The organism is Bacillus sp. FSL M8-0166 (assembly GCF_038008825.1).
Taxonomy (GTDB): domain Bacteria; phylum Bacillota; class Bacilli; order Bacillales; family Bacillaceae; genus Bacillus; species Bacillus safensis.
Genome location: NZ_JBBOZZ010000001.1, coordinates 1,667,451 through 1,693,975, shown reverse-complemented (window position 1 = coordinate 1,693,975; position 26,525 = coordinate 1,667,451). Strand labels below are relative to the sequence as shown.

The 26,525-nt window shown below is 42.3% G+C and carries 23 protein-coding genes and 1 riboswitch; of the genes, 16 read left to right on the top strand and 7 right to left on the bottom strand.

Translation table 11 applies throughout. The features are described from left to right. Positions 1-47: 47 nt before the first annotated feature. From metH to NSS92_RS09005, 3 genes are all read right to left on the bottom strand, one after another. Complete coding sequence (metH, locus tag NSS92_RS09015; RefSeq protein ID WP_340867368.1) at positions 48-3,476, bottom strand: methionine synthase; 3,429 nt, start codon at positions 3,474-3,476, stop codon at positions 48-50. Beyond that, entirely contained in the window at positions 3,460-5,301 is a 1,842-nt protein-coding gene (locus NSS92_RS09010; protein ID WP_267585992.1) for a bifunctional homocysteine S-methyltransferase/methylenetetrahydrofolate reductase, read from the bottom strand. The genes metH and NSS92_RS09010 overlap by 17 nt, the downstream gene beginning before the upstream one ends. A 78-nt stretch (positions 5,302-5,379) precedes the next feature. After that, a riboswitch (SAM riboswitch) is annotated at positions 5,380-5,498 on the bottom strand. A gap of 81 nt (positions 5,499-5,579) precedes the next feature. Then, a complete protein-coding gene (locus NSS92_RS09005) occupies positions 5,580-6,071 on the bottom strand; it encodes a YajQ family cyclic di-GMP-binding protein (RefSeq protein ID WP_340867367.1) in 492 nt (163 codons plus the stop codon). Between the two features lie 237 nt (positions 6,072-6,308). Between NSS92_RS09005 and NSS92_RS09000 the strand changes: the two genes are divergently transcribed. The 3 genes from NSS92_RS09000 to NSS92_RS08990 all read left to right on the top strand — a co-directional run bounded on the left by NSS92_RS09000 (position 6,309) and on the right by NSS92_RS08990 (position 9,927). Further along, entirely contained in the window at positions 6,309-7,157 is an 849-nt protein-coding gene (locus NSS92_RS09000; RefSeq protein WP_340867366.1) for a CvfB family protein, read from the top strand. 146 nt (positions 7,158-7,303) lie between these two features. Then, positions 7,304-8,281: a BMP family lipoprotein gene (locus tag NSS92_RS08995; RefSeq protein WP_267585995.1), complete on the top strand. Its 978-nt coding sequence runs from the start codon at positions 7,304-7,306 to the stop codon at positions 8,279-8,281. Further along, positions 8,278-9,927, top strand: a complete 1,650-nt coding sequence (locus tag NSS92_RS08990; RefSeq protein ID WP_340867365.1) for a methyl-accepting chemotaxis protein — start codon at positions 8,278-8,280, stop codon at positions 9,925-9,927. Before NSS92_RS08995 ends, NSS92_RS08990 begins: the two co-directional genes overlap by 4 nt. Positions 9,928-9,968: 41 nt before the next feature. Here NSS92_RS08990 and NSS92_RS08985 read toward each other — a convergent pair whose 3' ends face one another. Next, on the bottom strand, positions 9,969-10,826 hold the full coding sequence (locus NSS92_RS08985; protein WP_267585997.1) for a DegV family protein: 858 nt from the start codon (positions 10,824-10,826) through the stop codon (positions 9,969-9,971). A 140-nt stretch (positions 10,827-10,966) separates the two neighbouring features. Here NSS92_RS08985 and NSS92_RS08980 point away from each other — a divergent pair, with 140 nt between their 5' ends. Together NSS92_RS08980 and NSS92_RS08975 are read left to right on the top strand one after the other, a co-directional pair. Next, positions 10,967-11,809 (top strand): YitT family protein, encoded by an 843-nt coding sequence (locus NSS92_RS08980; RefSeq protein WP_024425072.1) that lies wholly within the window; start codon positions 10,967-10,969, stop codon positions 11,807-11,809. Between the two features lie 14 nt (positions 11,810-11,823). After that, entirely contained in the window at positions 11,824-12,279 is a 456-nt protein-coding gene (locus NSS92_RS08975; RefSeq protein ID WP_267585998.1) for a BsuPI-related putative proteinase inhibitor, read from the top strand. A 50-nt stretch (positions 12,280-12,329) separates the two neighbouring features. On the opposite strand, the gene NSS92_RS08970 is transcribed toward NSS92_RS08975, so the two are convergent. The 3 genes from NSS92_RS08970 to NSS92_RS08960 all read right to left on the bottom strand — a co-directional run bounded on the left by NSS92_RS08970 (position 12,330) and on the right by NSS92_RS08960 (position 13,568). Next, on the bottom strand, positions 12,330-12,521 hold the full coding sequence (locus NSS92_RS08970) for a DUF3813 domain-containing protein (RefSeq protein WP_024425070.1): 192 nt from the start codon (positions 12,519-12,521) through the stop codon (positions 12,330-12,332). Further along, positions 12,518-12,667 carry a hypothetical protein gene (locus tag NSS92_RS08965; protein WP_024425069.1) on the bottom strand — a complete coding sequence of 50 codons (150 nt, stop codon included), beginning with the start codon at positions 12,665-12,667 and terminating at the stop codon, positions 12,518-12,520. Before NSS92_RS08965 ends, NSS92_RS08970 begins: the two co-directional genes overlap by 4 nt. 88 nt (positions 12,668-12,755) lie before the next feature. Beyond that, positions 12,756-13,568, bottom strand: coding sequence for a Cof-type HAD-IIB family hydrolase (locus NSS92_RS08960; protein ID WP_048238455.1), 813 nt, complete (start codon positions 13,566-13,568; stop codon positions 12,756-12,758). Between the two features lie 137 nt (positions 13,569-13,705). On the opposite strand from NSS92_RS08960, the gene NSS92_RS08955 reads away from it, so the two are divergent. From NSS92_RS08955 to argF, 11 genes are all read left to right on the top strand, one after another. Then, entirely contained in the window at positions 13,706-14,491 is a 786-nt protein-coding gene (locus NSS92_RS08955; RefSeq protein WP_024425067.1) for an alpha/beta fold hydrolase, read from the top strand. A gap of 46 nt (positions 14,492-14,537) precedes the next feature. Then, positions 14,538-14,846, top strand: a complete 309-nt coding sequence (locus NSS92_RS08950) for a metal-sulfur cluster assembly factor (protein ID WP_340867364.1) — start codon at positions 14,538-14,540, stop codon at positions 14,844-14,846. 122 nt (positions 14,847-14,968) lie between these two features. Further along, a complete protein-coding gene (locus tag NSS92_RS08945; RefSeq protein WP_340867363.1) occupies positions 14,969-16,414 on the top strand; it encodes an FAD-binding oxidoreductase in 1,446 nt (481 codons plus the stop codon). Then, positions 16,411-16,959 carry an MFS transporter gene (locus NSS92_RS08940; protein WP_024426499.1) on the top strand — a complete coding sequence of 183 codons (549 nt, stop codon included), beginning with the start codon at positions 16,411-16,413 and terminating at the stop codon, positions 16,957-16,959. Before NSS92_RS08945 ends, NSS92_RS08940 begins: the two co-directional genes overlap by 4 nt. 137 nt (positions 16,960-17,096) lie before the next feature. Further along, positions 17,097-18,134: an N-acetyl-gamma-glutamyl-phosphate reductase gene (argC, locus tag NSS92_RS08935; RefSeq protein WP_185907576.1), complete on the top strand. Its 1,038-nt coding sequence runs from the start codon at positions 17,097-17,099 to the stop codon at positions 18,132-18,134. Positions 18,135-18,156: 22 nt separating this feature from the next. Next, on the top strand, positions 18,157-19,377 hold the full coding sequence (argJ, locus tag NSS92_RS08930; RefSeq protein ID WP_340867362.1) for a bifunctional ornithine acetyltransferase/N-acetylglutamate synthase: 1,221 nt from the start codon (positions 18,157-18,159) through the stop codon (positions 19,375-19,377). Positions 19,378-19,391: 14 nt separating this feature from the next. Further along, positions 19,392-20,168 (top strand): acetylglutamate kinase, encoded by a 777-nt coding sequence (gene argB, locus NSS92_RS08925; protein WP_142944489.1) that lies wholly within the window; start codon positions 19,392-19,394, stop codon positions 20,166-20,168. Next, positions 20,165-21,316 carry an acetylornithine transaminase gene (locus NSS92_RS08920; RefSeq protein WP_340867361.1) on the top strand — a complete coding sequence of 384 codons (1,152 nt, stop codon included), beginning with the start codon at positions 20,165-20,167 and terminating at the stop codon, positions 21,314-21,316. The genes argB and NSS92_RS08920 overlap by 4 nt, the downstream gene beginning before the upstream one ends. Before the next feature lie 70 nt (positions 21,317-21,386). Continuing rightward, positions 21,387-22,448 carry a carbamoyl phosphate synthase small subunit gene (locus tag NSS92_RS08915; protein WP_340867360.1) on the top strand — a complete coding sequence of 354 codons (1,062 nt, stop codon included), beginning with the start codon at positions 21,387-21,389 and terminating at the stop codon, positions 22,446-22,448. Next, a complete protein-coding gene (locus NSS92_RS08910; protein WP_340867359.1) occupies positions 22,441-25,521 on the top strand; it encodes a carbamoyl phosphate synthase large subunit in 3,081 nt (1,026 codons plus the stop codon). Before NSS92_RS08915 ends, NSS92_RS08910 begins: the two co-directional genes overlap by 8 nt. Further along, positions 25,518-26,468, top strand: a complete 951-nt coding sequence (argF, locus tag NSS92_RS08905) for an ornithine carbamoyltransferase (protein ID WP_340867358.1) — start codon at positions 25,518-25,520, stop codon at positions 26,466-26,468. The genes NSS92_RS08910 and argF overlap by 4 nt, the downstream gene beginning before the upstream one ends. Positions 26,469-26,525 lie beyond the last annotated feature (57 nt).

The following is a 26,525-nucleotide window of genomic DNA, read 5'->3' as shown; positions in this document are numbered from 1 at the left end:
TCCAATTTTATATCAAAAAAGAACCCCCAATGACGGAGGTTCTAGTATTAATGAACATTAAAATATCGAGCTTCAGGGTGGGAAACGACGATCGCTGAAACAGATGCTTCAGGTTCCATCATGAATCCTTCTGTCAGATGGATGCCGATTTTTTCGGGCTGAAGCAGCTTGAAGAGCTTTTCTTGGTCCTCAAGATTTGGACACGCTGGATAACCAAAGGAATAGCGCTGCCCTTGATATTTCGCCTGGAATCGTTTGTCCATTGTGAAATCGACTGGGTCAGGAAAGCCCCATTTGTCACGAATCACTTGGTGTGTTCTTTCCGCTAATCCTTCTGCAAGCTCAAGCGCCAGAGCTTGGACAGCATGCATTTTTAAATAATCCCCTTCCTGCTTAAATTGCTGCGCGACTTCACGTATACGCGCGCCGGCTGTGACGGCAAATAAGGCAATATAATCTTTCTCGTTTTCATCACTTTTCCGTACATAATCAGATATGGAGCGGTACGGAAGCTTCTCCTGCCTTGGGAATTGGAATGTTTCAATGATGCGGTCAGGCTCTTCGGGATCATAAATATGCAAATCATTTCCGTGTGAATTGGCAGGGAAGAATTGATAGACAAATGCAGGTGCAAACCAGTTTTTCTCTCTGCCTTCATTTAGAAGATCCGTGACAAGCTGTTTTAATTCCAATGCTTTTGGGTGCTGTTCAGCTAATAAGGTTTTGACCTTTCCCTTTAAACCGAGATGATGACCAATGAGCATTTGTTCATTCACATAAGGCATAATATGATGCAAATCGATGTCCCTTACATAATGGCGTGCGGTATTTTCTGGTGTAAATACCGGTGCCTGCGGGAGGGCCGCTCGTTTTTCTAGTAATTCAATGACAGCTTTCGGCTGCTTTCCTTCTTTCTCCTTGAAAGGTGCCGCTGGTTCCTCTTGCGGCTTTGTTTGAAATTGAAGAGGATTCGCTTTTAACTCATTGGCTAATGACAGTCCGTCCATCGCATCTTTTGCATAAAGAACAGGTCCATCATAATGAGGCGAAATTTTCATTTTCGTAAATTTACGAGAAAGGGCAGCACCGCCGACCAAAATAGGAACAGAAATATTGGCTTTTTGTAAATCCTGAGCGGTTAGTACCATTTGCTGTGCGGACTTTACAAGTAAGCCTGATAATCCAATCATATCTGGTTTTTCCTTTTGCACAGCTTCAATCAATGTTTGAGGTGTCACCTTGATGCCGAGGTCGACCACTTGAAAGCCGTTATTGCTCAAAATGATGTCGACAAGGTTTTTCCCGATATCATGGACATCTCCTTTTACGGTCGCAAGTAGAATCTTTCCTTTCCCACTCGCATGCTGCTTTTCCATATATTGCTCAAGAAACGAAACAGATGCTTTCATGACCTCAGCCGATTGAAGCACTTCGGCTACAATCAGTTCGTTTTGATTAAAAAGACGGCCAACTTCAGCCATTCCCTGCATTAACGGGCCATTGATGATATGAAGCGGCGATTCATATTGCTCCAAAGCAAGGGATAGATCATCGATGAGACCTTCTTTCGTTCCTTCGACGACGTAGAGCGCCAGCCTTTCATCAAGTGATAAGGAGACCTTTGGTTTTTTCTCCGTTTTCTTTTTGCCGCGGTAAAATTGGGTGAATTCAGCCAGTGTTTGATCATTTGTTTCATAAAGCAAGGTTTCAGCTAGTTTGATTTCTTCCTTTGGAATGGAAGCGAAGCGTTCAAGCTTTTCTGTATTGACAATGGCATAGTCAAGCCCTGCTTGCACGCAATGATACAAATAGACGGCATTTAAGATTTCTCTGCCAACAGGCGGAAGTCCAAAAGATACGTTGCTGATGCCTAAAATGGTGAGGCACTCAGGCAGGGTTTCCTTGATCATTTTAATGCCTTTGATCGTTTCTTCAGCGGCGCCAATATATTGCTCGTCTCCAGTGCCTACGGGAAAGACAAGCGGATCAAAAATGATGTCACTTGCGGGAATACCATATTTCTTTGTTAGTAAATCGTGAGAACGTACAGCAATTTCAAGCTTTCGTTCTGCTGTCACCGCCATTCCTATTTCATCAATTGTGCCAACAACAAGTGCACCGCCATATAGCTTCACAAGAGGAAGAATCTCTTCAAAGCGTTCCACGCCATCCTCAAGGTTAATAGAATTGATGATGGCTTTCCCTTGAGAATAGGTGAGTGCCTTTTCAATCACGTGTTTATCGGTTGAATCAATGACAAAAGGGGCTTTGACCTTTTTCATGGCTTCTTGTAAAAAGCCTTCCATGTCTGCTGCCTCATCACGGTCTGGATCGGCGAGACACACATCAACGACGTGAGCGCCATTTTTCACTTGAGCACGAGCAATTTCTGCTGCTTCTTCAAACTTTTGTTCCGCAATGAGCCGTTTGAATTTGCGAGATCCAATGACATTGGTTCGTTCGCCTACAAAAAGAGGACGCATCGAATCCTCATAAATAAGAGGCTCAATTCCTGATACGGTATGCTGCGGCGATTCGCGAGTGATATGACGCGGCTGAAGCGTGCATACTTCATCTGACAATGCTTGAATATGTGCAGGTGTCGTTCCGCAGCAGCCGCCGACGATATTTAACCAGCCTTCCTTAGCAAAGGCGGCGATTTTCTTAGCAAGAGAAGCAGGGGATTCGTGATATTGACCTTCTTCATCTGGGAGTCCAGCATTCGGATAGCAGCTCACCGCTGACTTTGCGATGGAGGAGAGCGTGCGAATGTGGTCTGTCATAAATTCTGGACCAGTCGCACAGTTAAGGCCCACACTGATTGGTTTCATATGCTCAAGAGAGATATAAAAAGCTTCGATATCCTGACCAGCAAGAGTGGTGCCCATCGGTTCAATCGTACCTGATACCATGAGTGGTAATTGAATGCCTGCCTGCTGAAAGGCTTCCTGAATTCCTTTGAATCCAGCTTTTACATTCAGCATGTCTTGGCTTGTTTCTAAAAGAAGGGCATCACACTTTCCGTCAATCAGAGCGCGGGCCTGCTCTTCATAGTTTTTGACGAGCTCACTAAAGGTTGTGCCGCCTGTTACAGATAATGTTTTCGTTGTTGGGCCCATTGCGCCTACAACAAAACGAGGCTTTTCCGGTGTGGAGAAACGCTCTGCTTCTGCCTTTGCCAGCTGCGCAGCTCGAACATTGAGTTCATAGGCAAGGTGCCCAAGCCCATATTCGTCAAGGACGAGCTTTGTCGCGCCGAACGTATTTGTTTCAATGAGGTCAGCACTTGCTTCGAGGTACTCCCTATGGATCTGAGAGATGATGTGAGGGGCTGTCACATTCAAATACTCGTTACAGCCCTCATACTCTTCTCCACCAAAGTCCTCTGCTGTCAGGTTGGCGTTTTGAATCATTGTGCCCATTGCACCATCAAGGACGAGGATGCGCTCCTTGAGCTGTTCAGTGATAGTTGACATGGATGTTAGACTCCTTTTCTTTCTGATGGATGTAGGTGGTCAATTCTGCTGTTAAATCTGATCGAAGGAAAGGAGTAATTAAATAAATGCCATGAAACAATTCGCAGGCTGTATCTAATAAAGAGCGGGCAATTGCTAAGCCTTCTGCTCGCTGCTTTTCCTTATCTTCACCAGCCTTAGCCATAATGTCACGAATAGAATCAGATAATTTGATGCCTGGAATTTCGTGATGAATAAACTCTGCATTTCGGCTGCTTGTTAACGGCATAATGCCGATGTAAATCGGTTTATCCAAGTGGCGGCTCTCCTCATGAATTTTCACAAGCTGTTCCTCAGAATAAACAGGCTGTGAAATAAAATAATCAGCACCGTATTCAATTTTTTTCTCAAGACGTTTGACCGCTTTATCAATATGGCGCACATTTGGGTTAAACGCGCCTGCCACTGAAAAATTGGTCTTTTTGCCAAGGGGCTTTCCTGAGAAAGAAAGGCCTTCGTTAAATTGTTTGATGAGACGAATCAAATCAAAGGAGGTTAAATCATACACAGATGTTGCACCTGGGAAGTCTCCAATTTTAGATGGATCGCCTGTGATGGCTAAAATATCGGTTAATCCAAGGGTGTCGAGCCCCATTAAATGAGATTGAAGCCCAATCAAATTACGGTCGCGGCATGTGATATGAACAAGAGAACGCATATCGAGTTGCTGCTTTAATAATGCGCCGCAAGCGACATTGCTAATGCGCGGAGTCGCAAGAGAATTATCGGCTAACGTTAATGCATCAATGCCTGCACTTTTTAATTCATTTGCAGCGACGAGAAATTTTTCGAAGTTCAGCTTCTTCGGCGGATCAAGCTCTACGATAATCGATCGTTTTTTCACAGCCAGCTCATCAAGACCTGGTTCAGTACGCTGATCTTGGATTGAAATGATTTCTTCTTTTAACACTTTCACTTCTTTTTCAGTGATCGGTGCTAAATCTTTGACCGCTTCAGCCATTGCGCTAATATGCTGAGGCGTTGTTCCGCAGCAGCCTCCGATAATGCGTGCGCCCTGATTTCTAAATTCAAGTGCACTTTTTCGGAAATAATCGTTATCTGTATCATAGACGAGTCTGCCTGCTTCAAGAGAGGGGAGACTGCTGTTAGGATAGACAGATAAATGTGAATTTTCCAAAAGTGGGACGCCTTCGAGTGCCTGAATCATGTGATAAGGACCCAGCCGGCAGTTGATGCCGACGACATCTGCACCAAGAGATGATAACTCAGATAAACCATCCTTCAGCGGGGTACCATCCTGCAAAACGCCTTGTTCATGCATAGAGACGTTCATGACAATCGGAAGAGTCGTTTCTTTGCGGGCAATTTGGAGAACAGCCTTCGCTTCTTCTATATCATAATATGTTTCAAGCAATAATCCATCAGGCTCTTCATTTAATAGGATGTACAGCTGCTCTCTAAAGCTTCGTTTGATTTCTTCTATAGAGTAGGCATTTTTGTTAAACGTTCGAATGCCGCCAATTGTTCCGAGTACATAAGCAGAGCCTGCGGCTGCTTTTGCAATTTGTACAGCCTTTGTATTGATGCGTTTCGTTTCTTCCTCTAAGCCGTAGCGGGATAGTTTAATATAATTCGCACCGTAAGTGTTCGTTTGGATGATGTCAGCGCCTGCCTGCACATATGCCTCATGCACGCGTTTCACTTCATCCTCTTTCGATAAATTTAATTCTTCAAAGCAGCGGTCAATGCCGTAAGAATATAAAAGTGTTCCCATCGCTCCGTCAGCAATCAGTACGCGGTTTTGTAAATCTTGTAATAAGCCCATTGTATTCCTCCTTATTTCTATGTAACAAAAAAAGCCTTCTGATAAGAAGAAGACTTTTTGGCTGTATCGTTATTCTTCTCCTTATCTTCCAAGCAGTTGCTTGCTGGATTTAGCACCTTGGTCATAGAAAATACATTTCTACTACACCGGTTGCTGAGGCTTCACAGGGCCAGTCCCTCTGCCTCTCTTGATAAGAAAGCGATATGAACATGTCAATGAATTGAACTTCCATCAACTGTAACGAAAAATGCAGAAATAATCAATGGAAAATTTGAAATTTATCGAAAATTTATAAATTGGACATCAATCGTCAAATCAGCCTTGCGCATAAGAGAAATAACCTCTTGTAAATCATCTTTATTTTTACCTGTCACACGCACTTGGTCATCCTGAAATTGTGATTTCACTTTGATGCCAGACTGCTTGATGAGCGCGTTGATCTTTTTGGCGTTGTCTTGATCAATCCCGCTGATCAGCTTCGCACGCTGGCGTACTGTACCGCCTAGGGCATGCTCGGTTTTTCCGTAATCGATGTTTTTAGTTGGAACATTTCGTTTGATCAGCTTTGTCACAAGCACATCTTTTAGCTGCTCAAGTTTGAAGTCATCATCAGAAATGAGAACAAGCTCTTCTTTTTCGAGAGAAATATCACTTTTACTTCCTTTAAAATCATAACGGTTTTTAATTTCTTTTAGTGCTGCTTGAACAGCGTTTTGCACCTCAGGCAGTTCAACCTTTGATACAATGTCAAATGAGCTTTCTTTTGCCATCACGCATGACCTCCAAGTATTGATATTGCGTCTATTTTATCATGCCAATAGGAGAAGAAGAAACTTTATCGAAGAGATGAGCCAAAGAGTTCAGCCGGCTGCGGTATAAATCGTGTCCAGTTTGTCCACTTTAGCTAACAGAACTAGAGATGTTCATGCGGGGAGAAGTATAGTAGAATAGAGTGAATCAAAAGATGAACGAACGCTCTTTTATGGGCAGATAGGAAGGAAGAGAACATGAGACCAGGTGAGCAACTGACCTTGCAAATAGAGAACGAGATGGAATACGGCTACTTTTTGACAGACGGTGAAGATTCGGTCCTCTTACACCGCAGTGAAATGACAGAAGATATTGGTGACCGAGATGAAGTAGAGGTCTACTTATATGTAGATCATGAAGAAAGACTCGCTGCCACAATGAAAATACCTACAATAGACGCACATACATACGGCTGGGTAGAAGTCGTGGACGTGGTAGAAGACATGGGCGCATTTGTTGATGTTGGACTGTCAAAGGATGCGCTTGTGGCAACAGAACACCTCCCGCCTTTTGAGGAAGCATGGCCGAAAAAAGGAGACAAACTCTACTGTATGCTGAAAGTCACAAGCTACGGCAGAATGTTCGCAAAACCAGCCACAGAAGATGTGATCAGTGAATTGTTTACTGAGGCACCAGAAACCTTAATGAACAAAGAAATCACTGGAACAATCTATCGCTTAATTGCGACAGGTTCTTTTATGCTGACAGATACAGGCGTGCGAGGGTTTATTCACCGCACGGAACGAAAGGAAGAGCCAAGATTAGGATCGACTGTTACAGGACGCGTCATTGCAGTGAAAGAGGATGGAACTGTAAACGTTTCTCTGCTTCCTAGAAAACAGGATGCATTATCTGTCGATGCAGAAGAAATTTTAACCTATATGAGAACAAGAAATGGTGCTATGCCTTATGGAGACAAAAGTGATCCAGAAGACATTCGCGAAAAATTTCAAATGAGCAAAGCAGCCTTTAAACGAGCACTAGGTCATCTCATGAAAAATGATCTAGTTTACCAAAAAGAAGGCTGGACATACGAAAAAAAGTGAGCATTTGCTCACTTTTTTATTTTTGTCTTAAATAATGGATTTTTTCTATGAAAAAAGTCATGAAAAACCTTCACTATATCATTGAAACAACGCCCTTCAAATCCGATAAAAAAGGAGTAAGGAAGATAAAAGGAGTGTGTTTTTGGATGAAAGTGAAGATTTCATTACTTCTGATGGCAGCCATGCTTATGGTGCTCGCCGCATGCAGTAATCAACAGGAGGGGGCGCCAAAATCAACTGCGAAGCATATTGGCGTTATGCTCACAGATGATGGTCTTGGTGATCAATCATTTAACGATTCATCATTTAAAGGATTAGAAAAAGCACGTGATGAGCTTGGCATTGAATTTGATTATAGAGAAATTGCAGAAACTGATACATATGAAAAAGGGCTGACAGAGCTCGTAAAAGATGGTAATGATCTCATTATCGGTGTAGGTTTCAGTATGCAAGAAGACCTAGAAAAAGTCGCAAAGAAATATCCGAAGAAGCAGTTCCTTCTGATCGATGCCGTATCTGAGCTGAAAAATGTGACCTCTGTGACGTTTAAAGAAGAGCAAGGCAGCTATTTAGCAGGTGCACTTGCTGCGATGACAACGAAAAGCGATGTCATTGGATTTGTGGGCGGTGTTGATGCAGATGTCATTCATCGTTTTGAAAAAGGATTTCAAAAAGGCGCCAAATCAGTCAATCCAAAAATCAAGATCTTATCCACCTATGCCGGTACATTTAGTGATGCAGGCAAGGGCGGGAAAATAGCCAAAGACATGATCAAAAAGAAAGCAGATGTTTTATATGCTGCAGCCGGCTATTCAGGTGTCGGCGTATTAAAAGAAGCGCAATCACAGGGTAAATATGCCATTGGTGTAGACAGCGATCAGTACTATACTGCTGAAAAAGCGGTGATTTCGTCTATGGTGAAAAAAGTCGATGAAGTGGTCTATCAATTCAGCGAACAGCTCGTGAAGAACAATCAAATGAAAAGTGGGCATGTTGTCTATGACTTAAGCAATGATGGAATCGATATGGCAAAAATCCGGGTTTTGAAAAATGCTGAGACATTGACTAAAAAATTAAATGGTCTGAAACAGACGCTTCTAAAAGAAGAGGGAGGCGCATCATGAGCTTACGCGTCAAAATTTTACTCAATTCACTTATCTCACTTCTTTTAGCAGTCGGCGTCATCACCTTTATCATTGTCAGCATGACAAAGATCCAATCATCAAATGAGACAGATGTCCAAACCTTATTAAACGTACAAAAAACGAAGGCAAGCTTTGAAAGTGTCGAGCAAGCCATGACCAATTATTCAATGACACTCTCAGATGAACAGCTAGAGATCGTTCAAAACGATATTTCTATAGCAAAAAAACAACTGCAAACGTTAAACAAACATGCAGGAAATATAAACAAAGAGGCATTAACAAGGTTAAATTCAAAATATGACACGTGGATCAAAGAAGCAAACAATGCCATTGGTGAAAAAAACGCCTCGGATGCAAGACGTGTGGCAGCAAGAATTGATGGCGTTTTAAATGATGTGCATACGATGAATAAAAGGGCAGAAGAAGCGTACAAACAAAATCTAGAGACTGCAGCAGACAATGTGCAATGGATTATTACAAGTGCATTCGTCTCAGCCCTCACACTGATTGTCATTGCCGTCTTTTTGAATATTGGACTAACGCGATCCATCGTGACCCCCATCAAATCACTATCCTACAGAGCAAAGCAGATCGCAGAAGGCAATCTTGCTGTGGAGCGGATGGATATTCAGCGTAAGGATGAAATCGGCGGCTTGAATGAATCCTTTAATCAAATGACAGATCAGCTGATTAGTCTGATTAAAGAAATCAGCAATGTCTCAAGCCGAGTAGAGACATTCTCGATCCACCTGAATGATGAAAACAAAAAGATGATGGAGTCTGCGAATCAAGTATCTGTTTCGACAGACGAAATGGCCAATGGGTCACAAGCGATTTCAGAAGATCTCCAGCACGGCGTCAGCTTGATTGAGAAAATGGACCAGCATGGACGTAAAAATTCAGAACGCTCACAAACGGTCATCCGCAGTACAGAGGATGCCATTGAAGCAGTAGAAAGCGGAAAGCACACGTTAACAGAAACAAAAAAAGCGATTGAAAAAAATACACATGCAACGAGACAAATCGAAGAGTCAGCAGGAGAATTCACGCAATACGCCAGCGGAATCTCGGCCATGGCCAAAACGGTTTCTGACATTGCGGACCAAACAAACCTGCTTTCCTTAAACGCAGCCATTGAAGCGGCAAGAGCAGGCGAAGCTGGAAAAGGCTTTGCCGTTGTAGCAGATGAAATTCGTAAGCTTGCCGATGAATCGTCTAATGCAACAAGACAAATTTTCGATATGGTCAGTCATATTGAAAGAGGCATTCAATCCATTAGTCAAACTGTTCAAGAAGGGGTCAAGCTTTCACTTCAGCAGCAGGATGCCATGGACAAAACCTCACACTCCTTTGAAGATATAGAAACAAAAGCGCAGCATATTAAACAAGAAATGGCGGTCTTAAATGACCAAATTATGCAATCAACAGAACTTGGCGGACAAGTGCTGCACTCGATTGAAAATATTAGTGCAGTTGTAGAAGAAACAGCAGCTGGCAGCGAAGAAATTTCTGCCTCAGCCAATGAACAGCTGCAATCGTTCCATCAAATGAACAAACAGGTCGAAGAATTGATGAGTATGACGGCGAGGTTAAATGAAACCGTCCAGCGATTTAAACTTTCATAAGAAAAGCACCCTTCCCGTGTTGTGTCAGGGAAGGGTGCTTTTTATGATCGTTTGCCTGTAAAAAAGATCGCAAGCGTGCTAGGTCCTGAATGGGACCCAACAGCGGCGCCGATGATCTGAATATCAATTTCCTTTGGATGAAATTCGGCTTCGATCAGTTGTTTCATGTCTTCCGCCAGTGCAGGATCATCACCATGACTAATACCGACAGTTTGGTTCGACCAATCCGTTCCGCGTTCTTTCATTAGTTCAATAATGCGTTTCAGCAGCTTTTTACGTCCGCGGATTTTTTCAAGCGGGATGAGTTTTCCATCTTCGACATGTAAAATGGGCTTAATGCTTAACAAACCGCCAACAAATGCGGACGCTTTACTGATTCTTCCGCCTCTTGCTAAATAGGATAAATCGTCTACAGTAAAAATATGTTGTAAAGATTCACAAAAATGCTTTACAGACGTTTCGATTTCTTGTATTGTATTTCCGTCAATGGCAAGTGATTGAGCGTGTTTGACAGCAAGCCCATAGCCGAGTGAAGCGCATTTAGAATCAATGATTCGTAAATCAAAATCAGGGTATTCTTCCTTCACTTCGTTTGCCATCATCACAGCTGTTTGGTATGTACCAGAAAGCTCTGATGAAAAAGCGACATAGATGGCAGATGTATGGGTTTGAGCGGCAGAAACAAAAGCTTCCTTGATTCGGTTTGGTGAAGCCTGTGACGTTTTTGGACTGGCTCCTTGTCTCATCGCATCAAATACTTGTTTTGGTTCAATGGTGATCAAATCCTCAAATTCCTGCTCGCCAAGCAACACGCGGAGCGGAATGAGCGTTATGTTATGTTCATCATAATAAGAAAGAGGCAGATCAGCAGCACTGTCTGCTATGATATGAACAGTCATATAAATCCCTTCTTTCTAAAAAAATAAGCCATATTTTACATCTTTTTAGCCTAACTATATCACAGAAATCATCTTTTCGTGTTCAAATTCTAAATTTTAGGGAAAACCATAGAGAGAATGGTAAGTGGAGGAATGACAACATGTTCATTGGAGAAGCAAAAAAACTCATTGTCGTCGTTATTGGTGCATTACTCAATGCGATTGGACTGAATTTATTCTTAATCCCAGCTGACGTATATGCGAGCGGTTTTACAGGGGTAGCCCAGCTGCTATCCAGCTTAATCGATCAATATGCGCCATTTTATGTATCAACAGGGATTCTATTATTTATTTTAAACATTCCAGTCGGCATTTTAGGCTGGATGAAAGTTGGCCGTTCCTTTACTTTGTACAGCATCATCAGTGTTGCACTGACGACCATTTTCCTTGGCATTTTACCAGAAACGAGTGTTTCCCACGATATTTTATTAAATGCTGTGTTTGGCGGTGTCATATCCGCAGTAGGAATTGGGATCACGCTCAAATACGGGGCATCAACAGGCGGACTCGACATTGTTGCTATGGTTTTAGCGAAGTGGAAGGATAAACCAGTTGGCACGTATTTCTTCATTTTAAATGGAATCATCATTTTTACAGCAGGATTATTACAAGGTTGGGAGAAAGCATTATATACCCTTGTCACATTATATGTGACAACAAGGGTCATTGATGCCATCCATACAAGACATGAGAAGCTGACCGCGATGATTGTCACGAAGAAAGCAGATGAAATCAAAGAAGCCATTTATGGAAAAATGGTCAGAGGCATTACGACTGTACCTGCAAAAGGCGCATTCACCAACGAGCAAAAGGAAATGATGGTGATCGTTATTACAAGGTATGAGCTGTATGAACTTGAACAAATTATTAAAGAAGTCGATCCAAAAGCCTTTACAAATATTGTGCAGACAACCAATATTCTTGGATTTTTCAGACGAGATTAAAAGGTGGGTAGCAGATGAAAAAAGGGTTTGTGCTTCTTCTCATTCTATTGGTTTTAGCCGCTTGTGGACAACAAAAAAAGGATGAACCAGACAAGGAGGTATCCGGTCAAATGGGAGAAAAAACAGTTGAGCTCACAGTAGACCCCGTCCAGAAAGGTTCTTCAGTTCAATTTAACATGTCACTGAAAAATGAATCAGATCGAGATATTGAATTTACTTTTAACACAAGCCAAAAATTCGAGCTTAGTGTGTATGACGAAAACGGAAACGAACAATACCGCTATTCGAAAGACCGTATGTTTACACAGGCCATCCAAACTTTTGTACTGAAAAAAGGCGAAGCCTATGATTTTCAAGATACATGGTCAAACGGTGTAAAGCCGGGAACGTACGAAGCGGTCGTAACATTTAAAGGAAAAGCAGAAGGGCTGAAACAAATCACGGAGAAGAAAACGTTCCAAGTCAAATAAGTGCAGGAATTAGAAAAAGCTGTCCATCTAATGTGGACAGCTTTTTTATGTTAGAGATCATCAAGCAAGTCTTGGAAGGTATGCAGCTGGTTTCTTTCTGCATCTGTCGAATTGGCAAATGCAGACGATACGGCATTTTTCGCTCGTTTGACTGCCTGCTGACGCTCTAACCCAGATGAAAATGAAGAAGTAAGAGCTTCTTCAGTAAACGATTTGGCTTGATCAAAAAGTTCGTTTCTCACAATGAACCTCCAGAAGCATCAGTCTTCATATTTCCTCTGTCTGAAGCTTCTTCAAGTGTCGAACGATAAGGAAAACGTGCGTCATGAAGACTGACAGAATCTTTACCTTGTTGTATAAAGCGTTTCGATTTGCTTCTTTTACCCATTCGGAATCCGCCCCTTTACACAAGCTGACAGGACAACCTGTCTAACGGTAGTATGCCCGCTTCCATCTGCTATGTATGAATGGAAAAATTAAAGCGAGAAGTAATTCGTTAGAAACTTTGCAATCCCATCTTGTTCATTCGTATCAGTGACTTCATTTGAGACACGTTTCACGGCATCAATTCCGTTGCCCATTGCCACACCGCATCCAGCAAATTCAAGCATTTCTAAATCATTGTCTTCATCTCCGAATGCCACAATCCGCTCCTTAGGAACGCCGTAATAATCACTGATCTTTTGCAGCCCAACGGCTTTGTTCATGCCTGTTTTAATGATTTCAATCACATGCCACGGGGCAGCCCAGCGCCTGTGATCAATCACTTCTGCATGAACATCTGATAAATAGCTTCGAATGGCTCCAACGTCCTCTTCTTTTGCATGGATTAACACGCTCGTCACATTCTCTCCAAGGTTGTCCCTAAGGTCTCCAACAGTGACTTTGTTTGCATTCATATTAAAGATATCAATGAGTTTTTCATCATGATAATGGAAATACAAATCGTCTAACACTTCAGCTAACACATTGTGCACTTTATATTCTTCACTAATGTCTACAAGCTGTTTGACCACTTGAAGATCAAGTGACGTATGAAATCTGCCCCATTTTTCATCAAGAGGATGATGGACAAACGCTCCGTTAAAATTCACAATGGGTGAATCAAGCTGTAATTGCTGATAATAAGGAGAGCTGGATCGAAATGGCCGGCCTGTTGATATACAGACGTGATGTCCGCTGTCTCTCACTTTTCGAATGACGTCAAGTGTATGCGCAGAAATGGTTTTATCATCTTTTAATAATGTGCCATCCAGGTCAAGTGCGATTAAATAAGGTTTAGTCTCCATAAAATCTCCTTTGATCTGTAAGTGATAGGAGGCAATTCATGTTAGCGCCTCTATCTATAGTGTATCTTTATCACATCTTTGTTGTCTACATGTTAAAATAAACAAAGACGGGAATGATAAAGGAGGATTCATAGGCTGTGATCACCATTGATGAGCAAATTACGCGCGATATTCCATTTTTACATATCGTAAAAGCTGAAAATAAAGACAAACCGCTGCCGCTTGTTTTTTTTATTCACGGATTTACTAGTGCACGCGAGCATAATTTACACTTCGCCTTCCATTTGGCGGAAAAAGGCATGAGAGTCATTTTGCCTGACTGTGCTTATCATGGTGTAAGATCAGAAAACCTCAGCTTAGAGGAACTGGCATCAAAGTTCTGGGAAATTGTCCTGAACGAAATTCGTGAAATCGATATACTCAAAACATATTTTCAAGAAAAACAATTGATTGAAGCCGATCTGATAGGCGTTGCGGGTACATCCATGGGCGGCATCACCACCTTTGGTGCACTTGCCAAGCATGATTGGATCAAAGCCGCTGTCAGCTTGATGGGAAGTCCAAACTATACGACGTTTCTAAAAGCACAAATCATGGACATGCGTCACAAAGGGTTGATGAAAGACATTACAGACGAAGAGGTTCATCTGCAATTAGACGCCCTGCGCCCATATGATTTAACGCTGCAAACGGATCGATTAAACAAAAGACCGCTGTTATTCTGGCATGCAGAAAACGATCCTGTAGTCCCTTACCGGCACGCCAAATCTCTATATGATGAATTAGCGGCCACACAATATAAGCAGGATCCGCATCTGATTCGTTTTATCACTGATGGACAAGCTGGCCATAAAGTCTCAAGACAAGCGATGTTTGAAACGATTGACTGGTTTGTGACACATCTGAAAAGCACAAACGTTTAGTCAAAAGAAAAAGTACGTTATACTAATGGAAAAAGGAGTGGATATCATGGATGAAGCATTGAAAGAAAATATTTTAGGCGCCCTAGAACAGGTGATTGACCCTGAGCTAAATGTCGACATCGTCAACCTTGGGCTTGTCTATGATGTCGATCTTGATGAGAATGGAAAAGCGGATATCACCATGACCTTAACATCAATGGGGTGTCCTCTTGCACCAATTATCGTGGATGAAGTCAAAAAAGCATTAAGTGATCTTCCGGAAGTGAGAGAAACAGAAGTTCACATCGTATGGAATCCGCCTTGGACACGAGACAAAATGTCAAGATACGCAAAAATTGCGCTCGGTATTCAATAAGCAAAAATGAAAAATGCCTGGTATGAGTTGAACTCATGCCAGGTTTTTTTATGAAAAATTAAAGTGGAGGAAGAGAATAGCTTGATATAATGGGTGTAATTTTATAGAACGGAGTACCTATCATGAAACGAAAATGGCGATGGATCGTTCTTTTGATCGTATATGCTGCTGCATTTTGTGCATCACTTACTATACGAGAAGGTCAAACACACAATAAACAGGATCTTGAGACTTTTACAGATGTCAGTCATCTCATGCCTGTCAAAATCAAAAAAGTTGTTCAAGGAAAAGAAATAGACACGTTAAAAGAAGTATTAAAAGAAGCAAAAGCAAAACACCTGCCGATTTCTATTGCTGGCAAACAGCATAGCATGGGCGGCCACACGTATTATGAAAACGGTATCGTGCTCGATATGACGGAATTCCGCCAGATTTTAGCGTTTGATCCAAAGAAGAAAACGATTCGAGTTCAAAGCGGTGCTACATGGGATGATATACAAAAATATGTGAATCCATACGGTCTTGCTGTGAAGGTAATGCAATCGCAGAATATCTTTACAATTGGCGGATCTTTAAGTGCAAACGCACATGGACGTGACATTCGCTACGGGTCACTCATTGATACGGTACGTTCCTTTAGGCTGTTAAAAGCAGATGGTGAGATTGTCACAGTAAAGCCAGGTGATGATTTGTTTTCTGCGGTCATTGGGGGATACGGATTGTTCGGTGTCATTTTAGATGCTGAGCTATCTTTAACAAAAGATGAATTATATAAAATGGAGACAATCTCTCTCAATTACGATGAGTATACGGATTATTTTCAAAAGCATGTCAAACACAATAAAGAAGTACGCATGCATCTTGCCAGAATCTCCACAGCAAAAACAAACTTTTTGAAAGAAATGTATGTGACGAATTATTCCCTCTCTTCAAATCAAGAAATCGAATCATATCAAGAGCTGAAAGAAGATCAACTCGTCTTGCCATTGAAATTTATGCTCGGCCTTTCAAGGAGATTTGATATGGGGAAAGATCTGCTCTGGAATTTGCAAAAAAAATATTTCCTAAGTCAAAATGATCAGCTGATCACAAGAAACAATGTGATGCGTTCTGATTCTGCCTTTTTGGAATATGAAAATGATTCAGACACAGATGTGCTGCAGGAATATTTCGTCCCAGTTAACCGTTTTCGTGCGTACATCGATGAGATGAGAGATTTTTTACAACAGGAAGAATTGAATTTAATGAATATCACAATCCGCTACGTTCAAAAAAATGAAAAAGCGGATCTCTCATATGCGAAACAAGATATGTTTGCACTTGTGCTTTTAGTGAATTACGGGTTTGAAAAAGAAGAGAAAGCGGAAGCAGAGCGGATCATTCGAAAAATGACAGATATCACGCTGCGGCACGATGGAAGCTATTACTTACCGTACATGCCCTATCAAACGAAGGAGCAAATGAAGCGGGCGTACCCTAAAACCGATATATTCTTCCAAAAGAAAAAACAAGCAGATCCAGATGGCAGATTTATCAACTACTTTTATGAGAGGTACAATACACAATGAATGCAAAAGCAATGAAATGGTTCGTCTACTCACAAAGTCTGCTGTTTTTCGCCAGCAGTTTGATTTTCCCTTTTTACATTCTTTTTATTAAAAATGTTGGATCAAGCTATTCACAGTTTGGACTCGCCTATGGTCTGTTTGGTTTAAGCGGTGCGTTTATTCATTTACTTCTAGGAAAACTGCCAGAAACCACAGACAGGCGGCTCTTTTTAATCATTCATTCGTTCGGTATGGCGTTTCTTTTACTGCTTTTTCCGCATATAACAGAAGTGGAGCAAGTGTATATCATTCAGCTTGCACTTGGTGCGCTGGGCGGCTTTCAAAAGCACGGGGAGAAACTGCTTGTCACTGACCTGACAACAGAGAACAAAAGAATGAAAGAAGTCGGGCACTATCATTTTTGGACAGCCCTTTTTTCATCCATCGCCATTATGCTTGGCGGCCTGTTTGCTGATTTCTTTACCGTTTACTTCATTTTTTATGCAAGCTCCATATTATATTTATGCAGTGCACTCATGGTCATCTATATCAAAAACGAAAGATAAATCCGCATGTCTCATGAAGATATGCGGTTTTTTTGTTGAAAAAAAATGAAAACAAATATTAAATATACAATTGAATTAATTTTTATACATGTTATAATGTTAAATAATTTCACAAAGATCAAGAGGGTGTATTGACGTTGAAAATAGGTATTATAGGTGCTACAGGGTACGGTGGTGCGGAATTGGTTCGTATCTTCAAGCATCACCCGCATGTGGAGGAATGTATATTGTATTCATCAAGTGGTGATGGGCAATCATACAGTCAATCTTATCCGCATCTGACAAACATGACTGACCAAACATTAAAAGCGATTGACCCGGCTGCCATTGTGCAAGAGACAGATGCTGTGTTTTTAGCAACACCAGCAGGCGTATCAAGTGAACTGACGCCAAAGCTTATGAATCAAGGAGTGCCGATCATTGATTTATCAGGTGATTTGCGCATTCAAGATGGAGCAACCTATGAAGCTTGGTATAAACGAAGGGCAGCGGATGAAGCATCTGTTCAACAAGCGGTGTACGGTTTATCCGAACTGAATCGTGACAAAATTCAACAGGCTGAAGTGATTGCCAATCCGGGCTGCTTTCCTACTGCAGTTCTTCTCGGTTTAGCACCGCTCATCAAACAGAATGTCATCGATGAATCCATGATCATAATAGATGCAAAAACAGGGGTGTCCGGTGCCGGACGATCTGCCTCACTTGGCACGCATTTTTCAGAACTAAACGATAACTTTAAAATTTATAAGGTGAATGAGCATCAGCATACGCCAGAAATAGAGCAAATATTAAGAGAATGGAATCCGCAAACGGCGAACGTCACATTTTCAACGCATCTTGTCCCGATGACAAGAGGAATTATGGCGACGATGTATACACAATTAAAATCAGATGTCACAAAAGAAGAATTGATGAAGCGAATGAAAGGCTTTTATGAAGATTCCTATTTTGTCAGAGTGAGAGATCACGGAATTTATCCACAAACGAAAGAAGTATACGGCAGTAACTTCTGTGACATTGGCTTTCATTTAGATGAGCGAACAGGAAGACTTACAATCGTGTCGGTCATAGACAATCTCATGAAAGGCGCGGCCGGCCAAGCGGTTCAAAACTTCAACATTATCAAAGGCTTACATGAAGAGGCGGGACTCACAATGACACCTCTTTATCCATAAGAGAACAGGGGAGACAACAAACATGATCGAATTGAATGAAAAAAGCATTGTCAAAATAGACGGTGACGTATCATCACCAAAAGGCTTTGAAGCAAAGGGGATTCACATTGGCTTGCGCTATTCAAAAAAAGACCTTGGCCTCATCGTCAGCGAAGTACCAGCAGCAAGTGCAGCGGTCTACACACAAAGTCACTTTCAAGCTGCGCCTCTCAAAGTCACACAACAAAGCTTAAAAAAGACAGGACAATTAAAAGGTGTCATTGTCAATAGTGCCATTGCCAATGCATGTACTGGTGAACAGGGATTAAAAGATGCATACGACATGCAGGCAGCCTGTGCAGATATGTTAGGTGTAGCTCCTGATTACATTGCCGTTTCTTCTACTGGTGTCATTGGAGAATGTCTGGAGATGGATAAAATCAAAAAGGGCATCGCCGAGTTAAAAGAAGCAAAAGCCGAAAAAGGCCATTTCGAAGAAGCGATCTTAACGACAGATACTGTCATTAAAAATACAACATACACCCTTACGATAGACGGAAAAGAGATCCTCATTTCAGGCGCAGCAAAAGGCTCTGGCATGATTCACCCGAACATGGCGACAATGCTTGGCTTTGTCACAACAGATGCAAATGTCGAACAGGAAGCCTTACAGCAAGCGCTTCGTGACATTACGGATGTGACCTTTAATCAAATAACAGTCGATGGAGAAACTTCGACAAACGATATGGTGCTCGTGATGGCAAATGGCATGGCAGAAAACGATGTACTCAATGAAGAGCATCCAGAATGGCCATTGTTTAAAGAAGGATTAAAACTAGCTTGTGAGGATTTAGCCAAAGAGATTGCGAGAGATGGAGAAGGCGCAACCAAATTAATTGAAGCGAAAGTCGCTGGTGCTAAAAATAACTTGGAAGCAGGCATCATTGCGAAAAAAATCGTTGGTTCAAGTCTTGTTAAAACCGCCGTATATGGTACGGATGCCAACTGGGGTCGAATCGTTGGAGCCATTGGTCATAGCGCAGCTTCCGTCACACCGGAAGAGGTAGAAGTCTATTTAGGCGGACAATGTTTGTTCAAACACAATGAACCGCAGCCATTCTCAGAAAAGGAAGCAAAAGCATATCTAGAAAAGGATGAGATTACGATTTTCATTCAAATGAGTGAGGGGAATGGTGAAGCAGCAGCATGGGGCTGTGACCTTACCTATGATTATGTGAAAATTAACGCGAGCTATCGCACATAAAGAAGGAGATAGACATGAATAAAACGATCGTGTTCAAGTGTGGAGGCAGTGTCATTCGAGAACTTTCAGATACCTTTTATGAAAATGTCCGCTCACTTCAAGCCGCTGGATTTAAACTGGCTATCGTGCATGGCGGAGGACCTGAAATCACCAGCATGCTGCAAAAATTAGAAGTGAAAACAGAATTTGTTGACGGGCAGCGTAAAACAACGAAGCCTGTGTTAGAGGTAGCCGAAATGGTTCTCTCGGGAACGGTCAATAAATACTTTGTGTCAGAGCTCGCAAAGCATGATATTTCATCTGTCGGCGTATCCGGTAAAGATGGGCAGATGCTTGTCGCCGATTTCCTAGATCAAGACGTTTACGGGTACGTTGGCGAAATCAAAGAAGTTCATCCAGAGATGGCAGAAGCACTCATGGAAAAACAATTCATTCCTGTGATTGCGCCGCTGTCTATGACGGAAGAATGCCAAACCTTAAATGTGAATGCCGATTTAGCAGCATCAGCTGTCGCCGGAGCCATGAAGGCTGATAAGCTTATGTTTGTCACAGATGTTGAAGGCATTTTAAAAAATGGTGAACTATTAGATGTCGTCACCGAACAAGAAGCCCTTTCACTCATTGATGAAGGTATTATTTCCGGGGGAATGATTCCGAAAGTACAATCCGCATTGAGTGCTTTATCAGGTGATGTGGATGAAGTTATGATCGTAAATGGCAAAGGCAGTATCTTTACAGGAGAAACCTTTAAAGGAACAAGAATTGTGAAACAAAAGGAGGCGGTCCTGTGAGTCATCTCTTTCAAACTTATGGACGGTGGAATGTTGAAATTAAAGAGGCAGCAGGTTCTTGGGCAGTCGATACAAATGGAAAAACATATTTAGACTTTATACAAGGCATTGCGGTTACAAATTTAGGCCACAATCACCCAAAGGTCAATGAAGCCATTAAGGAACAGCTTGACCACGTCTGGCATGTATCGAACCTATTTGAAAATGGACTGCAAGAAAAAGCAGCAGAAAAGCTGGCAGCAAATAGTTCAGGGGATCTCGTGTTTTTCTGCAATAGCGGGGCAGAGGCAAATGAAGGTGCCATTAAATTAGCACGTAAAGCGACAGGGAAAACAAATATCATCACATTTTTGCACTCTTTCCATGGGCGCACGTATGCTGGTATGGCTGCCACAGGTCAAGATAAAATCAAAACTGGCTTTGGTCCTATGCTAGAAGGCTTTCACTACGTACCGTTTAATGATCCTGACGCTATGTCAGCGTGTGAAATCGATGATGTGGCAGCGGTGATGCTGGAGGTTGTGCAGGGTGAAGGTGGAGTGAATCCAGCGACACCAGAATTTCTAGAAGCCGTTCAAGCATTTTGTAAAAAGCATGAAGCACTGCTGATTGTAGATGAAATTCAAACGGGCATCGGTCGAACAGGAACAGCATTTGCATACGAAGAGACGGGTCTTGATCCTGATATTATCTCTGCGGCAAAAGGGTTAGGAAGCGGCTTTCCAGTCGGTGCAGTCATAGGGAAAAAAGCGTTAGGAGATGCATTCTCCCCAGGTTCACATGGCACAACATTTGGTGGAAACATGCTCGCCATGGCGGCTGTGAATGCGACACTCGATGTGATTTTCAAAGAAGAGTTTCTTACAGAAGTCAAAGAAAAGGGCGATTACCTGTTAGAAAAGCTGCAAAATGTCAAACAGCTGAATATCGTAAAAGAAGTGCGTGGAAAAGGATTGATGGCAGGTATTGAATGTGATCAGCCAGTCGGAGACTATATCACAGCTCTTAGAGAACAAGGGTTGCTGGTGCTTCCAGCTGGTCCGAATGTCATTCGTTTATTACCTCCGCTGAATGTGAAGAAAGCAGAGCTGGATCAGGCGATCGAAGCAATTGTTCAAGTATTAGCAAATAAAACAGTTTCTGTGTAAATTTTTTTACAAAGAAACGTATAAAAATGCATTTGTATCATTAATTATTCAATTTTGGGGTGACATAAGCATGAAAGGTTATTTAAATTTAGAAGATGGAGCCTCTTTTGAAGGAGATCTGACAGGAGAAGCTGGCATCACAGGTGAAGTGGTCTTTTTTACAGGTATGACAGGTTATCAAGAGGTACTCACAGATCCTTCCTATAAAGGTCAGATCATTGTTTTCACATATCCGCTGATCGGAAATTACGGCATCAATCATGAAGACTTTGAGAGCAAAAAGCCTCAAGTAAAAGCGGTGGTTGTTTACGAGGCAGCAGAGCATTTTTCACATCATCTTGCAGCGGTCAGCTTAAAAGATTATTTACAAAAGTGGAATATTCCGCTTCTGACACATACAGATACGCGCGCAGTCGTGCAAAACATCCGGGCAAATGGAACGATGAACGCTGTGCTCAGTGTAGACGAAAACGAAACGCCGCCTGCAATGAAACAAGACAATGTGGTCGCACAGGTGGCAGATACCGAGATTTACACACAAGGCAGCGGTGAGGAACATGTGGCGCTCATTGATTTTGGCTTTAAAAAATCAATTGCAGATTCGCTTGCAGCGCGCGGCTGTAAAGTAACCGTCATTCCATATAAACAAATGGAAAAGGCGTTTGAGATTAAGCCGGATGCGATCCTGCTGTCAAACGGACCTGGAGACCCGAAAACCATGACACCGTATTTAAAAACAATTCATGACATCATGATGACATTTCCGACGCTTGGAATCTGCCTAGGTCACCAATTAATTGCTCTAGCACTTGGCGGGGATACGTATAAGCTGCCATTTGGCCACCGGGGAGCAAATCATCCTGTACAGGATACAGAATCCAAACGTGTCTTTATGACAAGTCAGAACCATAGCTATGTTGTGAATGAAAAAAGCATGAATGACAAAGAAGTGGACGTGAAATTCCTTCATGTCAATGATGGATCTGTAGAAGGATTCATTCATAAAGAAAAGCTGATTATGTCAGTGCAATTTCATCCAGAAGCACACCCAGGGCCTGCTGAAAGTGAATGGGTATTCGATGATTTTATTGAGAAAGTGAAACAAGCAAGGAGAGAAGTCGCACATGCCTAAAGATCAAAGCATACAAACCATTCTAGTCATCGGGTCTGGTCCAATCATCATTGGTCAGGCAGCAGAATTTGATTACTCAGGAACACAAGGATGTATGGCCTTAAAAGAAGAAGGCTACAAAGTCATCTTAGTGAATAATAACCCAGCAACCATTATGACAGACGAGTCATTTGCTGATGAAATCTATTTTGAACCGCTTTCAGTTGATTCAGTGACAAGAATTATTGAAAAGGAAAAACCAGATGGTCTTTTAGCCAACCTTGGCGGACAGACAGCTTTAAACCTTGCTGTCGAGCTAGAAAAAGCCGGTGTGCTGAAAAAGCATGGGGTGACCCTGCTCGGAACGTCAGTTGAAACAATTGAAAACGGTGAAGATCGAGAGAAATTCCGTGCTCTCATGAAGCATCTGAACGAACCTGTGCCAGATAGTGAAATTGTGGATAATGCGGAAGATGCTCTTCAATTTGCAAAAGAAGTCGGCTTCCCAGTCATCCTAAGACCAGCATACACACTTGGCGGTAAAGGCGGCGGAATCGCTCTAACAGAAGAGGCGTTTAAGCCGCTCATTGAAGGAGCACTTTTAGCGAGTCCGATTCACCAGTGTTTAGTTGAAAAAAGCATAGCTGGCTTTAAAGAAGTCGAATATGAGGTCATGAGAGACCGTCAAAATACGTGTATCACGGTATGCAACATGGAAAATATCGATCCAGTTGGTGTGCATACAGGAGACTCGATTGTCGTTGCACCTTCCCAAACATTAACGGATCAGGATTATCAAATGCTCCGTTCAGCGAGCCTGAAAATCATTTCAGCGCTGGATGTAGTCGGGGGCTGCAACATCCAATTTGCTCTTGATCCACTCAGTAAAGAATACTTTGTCATTGAGGTGAATCCTCGGGTCAGCCGTTCTTCCGCTCTTGCATCTAAAGCAACAGGCTATCCGATTGCGAAAATGGCAGCTAAGCTTGCGGTGGGTTATACACTAGACGAATTGAAAAACCCGCTCACAGGTACAACCTATGCTAGTTTTGAGCCGGCACTAGATTATGTTGTCGTGAAATTCCCGCGCTGGCCGTTTGATAAATTTAAACAGGCAGACCGTAAATTAGGCACAAAAATGAAGGCGACTGGCGAAGTCATGGCGATTGATCGGAATTTAGAGTCAGCCATCCAAAAAGCAGTTGCATCACTTGAAATTAAAACGAAGGGCTTCCACCTGCCAGAACTGAAAGAGCAATCGACAGAACAATTATTTGAACTCATCAAAACACCAGACGATCGCCGGTTTTTCGCTGTAATGGAGCTTCTTTCAAGACAAGAAACGGTTGAAACGATTCATCAAACGACGAAAATCGATCGATTCTTCTTACATGTGTTCCAGAATATGATCACGCTCGAACAAGAATTGAAAGATCATAAAGGGACACTATCAAAAGATACCTTGAAAAAGGTAAAAGAAAAGGGTTTCCTTGATGAAACGATTGCTCTCTTTACGGGTCACACGGAAGAGTCAATCAGGCAGCTTCGTCAAGAATACGGCATTGCTGCTTCATTTAAAATTGTTGACACATGTGCGGCTGAATTTGATGCAAAAACGAATTACTTCTATTCAACCTACTTTGGCAAAAGCGATGGTGAGCATCAAGAAAAAACAAAGCAGCGTGCACTCATCATTGGCTCCGGCCCAATTCGAATCGGGCAGGGGGTCGAGTTTGATTACAGCGCTGTTCATGGCGTTCTTACCTTGCAAAAACTTGGATTTGAAACCATCATGATGAACAACAATCCAGAAACAGTAAGTACTGATTATGAGATTGCAGATCGTTTATATTTTGAGCCGATTACATTAGAGCACATTTTAAACGTTGTGGAAGCAGAACAAATTGATTTCGTCATTGTCCAATTTGGCGGACAGACTGCGATCAATGTCGCAGAAGGCTTGGAAAAAGCCGGCGTCACGTTGTTAGGTACGTCCTTTGATACGCTGGATGCACTTGAAGACCGTGATTTATTCTATCAGCTTCTTGATGAACTGAATCTTCCTCACGCAAAAGGAGATACGGCTCATTCAAAAGAAGAAGCACTCGTACATGCGAAAAGCATCGGTTATCCTGTATTAATTCGCCCATCGTATGTCATTGGCGGAATGGGAATGATCGTTGTTCAGTCAGAAGCACATTTAGTATCACTGCTTGATCAGCCAGATCATTTGCCATACCCAATCTTAATTGATGAGTACGTCACTGGAAAAGAAATTGAAGTCGATCTTATTTCTGACGGAAAAAAGGCGTTCATTCCAACGATCGTAGAACATATTGAGAAAGCGGGCGTGCACTCAGGTGACAGCTTTGCCATTTTACCAAGTGTCTCTATCAGCGAGGATATCAAGCAGCAGGTGCATACCGCGTCTGAACAAATAGCGAAGAAATTATCGTTCAAGGGCATTATGAATATCCAATTTGTCATCAAAGGAGACCAAGCGCTTGTATTAGAGGTGAATCCGCGGGCAAGCCGGACTGTACCAGTCGTCAGTAAGGTAATGGGCATTGATATGATCCCAATGGCCACTCAATTATTAGCTGGTGCGTCGCTTGAAGAACTAAACCCTGCAACGAAAAACAAAGGGGGGACAGCGGTCAAATTCCCAGTGTTCTCATCACATGCCATTCAAGATATCGACCTCAAGCTGACACCTGAAATGAAAGCGACAGGAGAAGGAATGTGTGTAGGCAAGAACGCCGAAAGCGCCTTGAAAAAAGTGTTTGCGCCGATCTGGAAGCAAAAAGGAAGCCTCTTTATACAAGGCAGCGAGCAATTGATAGATGAAGCGAAGCATGCAGGCTTTGACGTCTGGACTGGCAGCTTCGAATCCTGGCTGCAGAATGAGGATAAATCCCTTCATATTCATTTAGGAGAAGATGAAGAGGCAAAAGAGCAGCGTGTAAAAGCACTCACACACGGCGTTCAAGTCCTAACCGAATATGAAACTGTTCAAGCATTCCTGCAAGGGAAAAATGGAGATGTATCACCAGTATCGCTCCATGAATTATATAAAAAGGAAGTGACGGCATGAGTCAAGTTGACGTGCAACCGGCATTATACGGAAAAGACTTTTTATCGTTAAAAGATTTCTCAATCCATGAGATTGCTTATTTAATTGAAAAAGCAGAAGAGATGAAACAAAACCCATATCAAGATTTATTCAAAGGGAAAACGTTAGCGATGATCTTTGAAAAATCTTCGACTAGAACCCGCGTCTCGTTTGAAGCGGGGATGACTCAGCTAGGAGGACATGCGCTCTTCCTCAGCTCAAATGATTTGCAAATTGGCAGAGGTGAAACCATCAGTGATACAGCGCAGGTGTTGTCTGGTTATGTAGACGGCATTATGATTCGAACCTTTGAGCATGAGAAGGTTGAAGAGCTTGCACAATACGCGTCTATTCCAGTCATTAATGGATTAACTGACTACTCACATCCATGTCAGGCACTTGCTGATTTATTAACCATTAAAGAAACAAAAGGTACTTTAAAAGGAATCAAAGTGGCCTATATCGGTGACGGAAATAACGTGGCGCACTCCTTGATGGTCGGCTGTGCGCAGCTAGGCTGTGACATTGCGGTTGCATCACCAAAAGGCTATGAACCACTTCAAGAAGTAACAGACACTGCCCGTGAGTTTGCGAAACAATCAGGCGCAGAAGTGACCGTGACGACAGATCCTGTTGCAGCTGTACAAGATGCAGATGTTATTTATTCAGATGTGTTTACAAGCATGGGACAGGAAGCAGAAACAGAGAAACGTCTTGCTGAATTTAAAGAATATCAAGTCAATGACGAACTGATGAGTCATGCAGCAAAGGACTATATTTTTCTTCATTGTCTCCCGGCACATCGCGGTGAAGAAGTGACGGCAGATATTATTGACGGGCCGAACTCAAAAGTATTTCAACAGGCAGAAAACCGCCTGCATGTGCAAAAAGCGTTAATGAAAGAACTGATGTATCAACCATCCAAATAAATCCAAGTGTTCCTGACTCGTATGAGCAGGGACTTTTTGCATAAAGGATTGGAGATG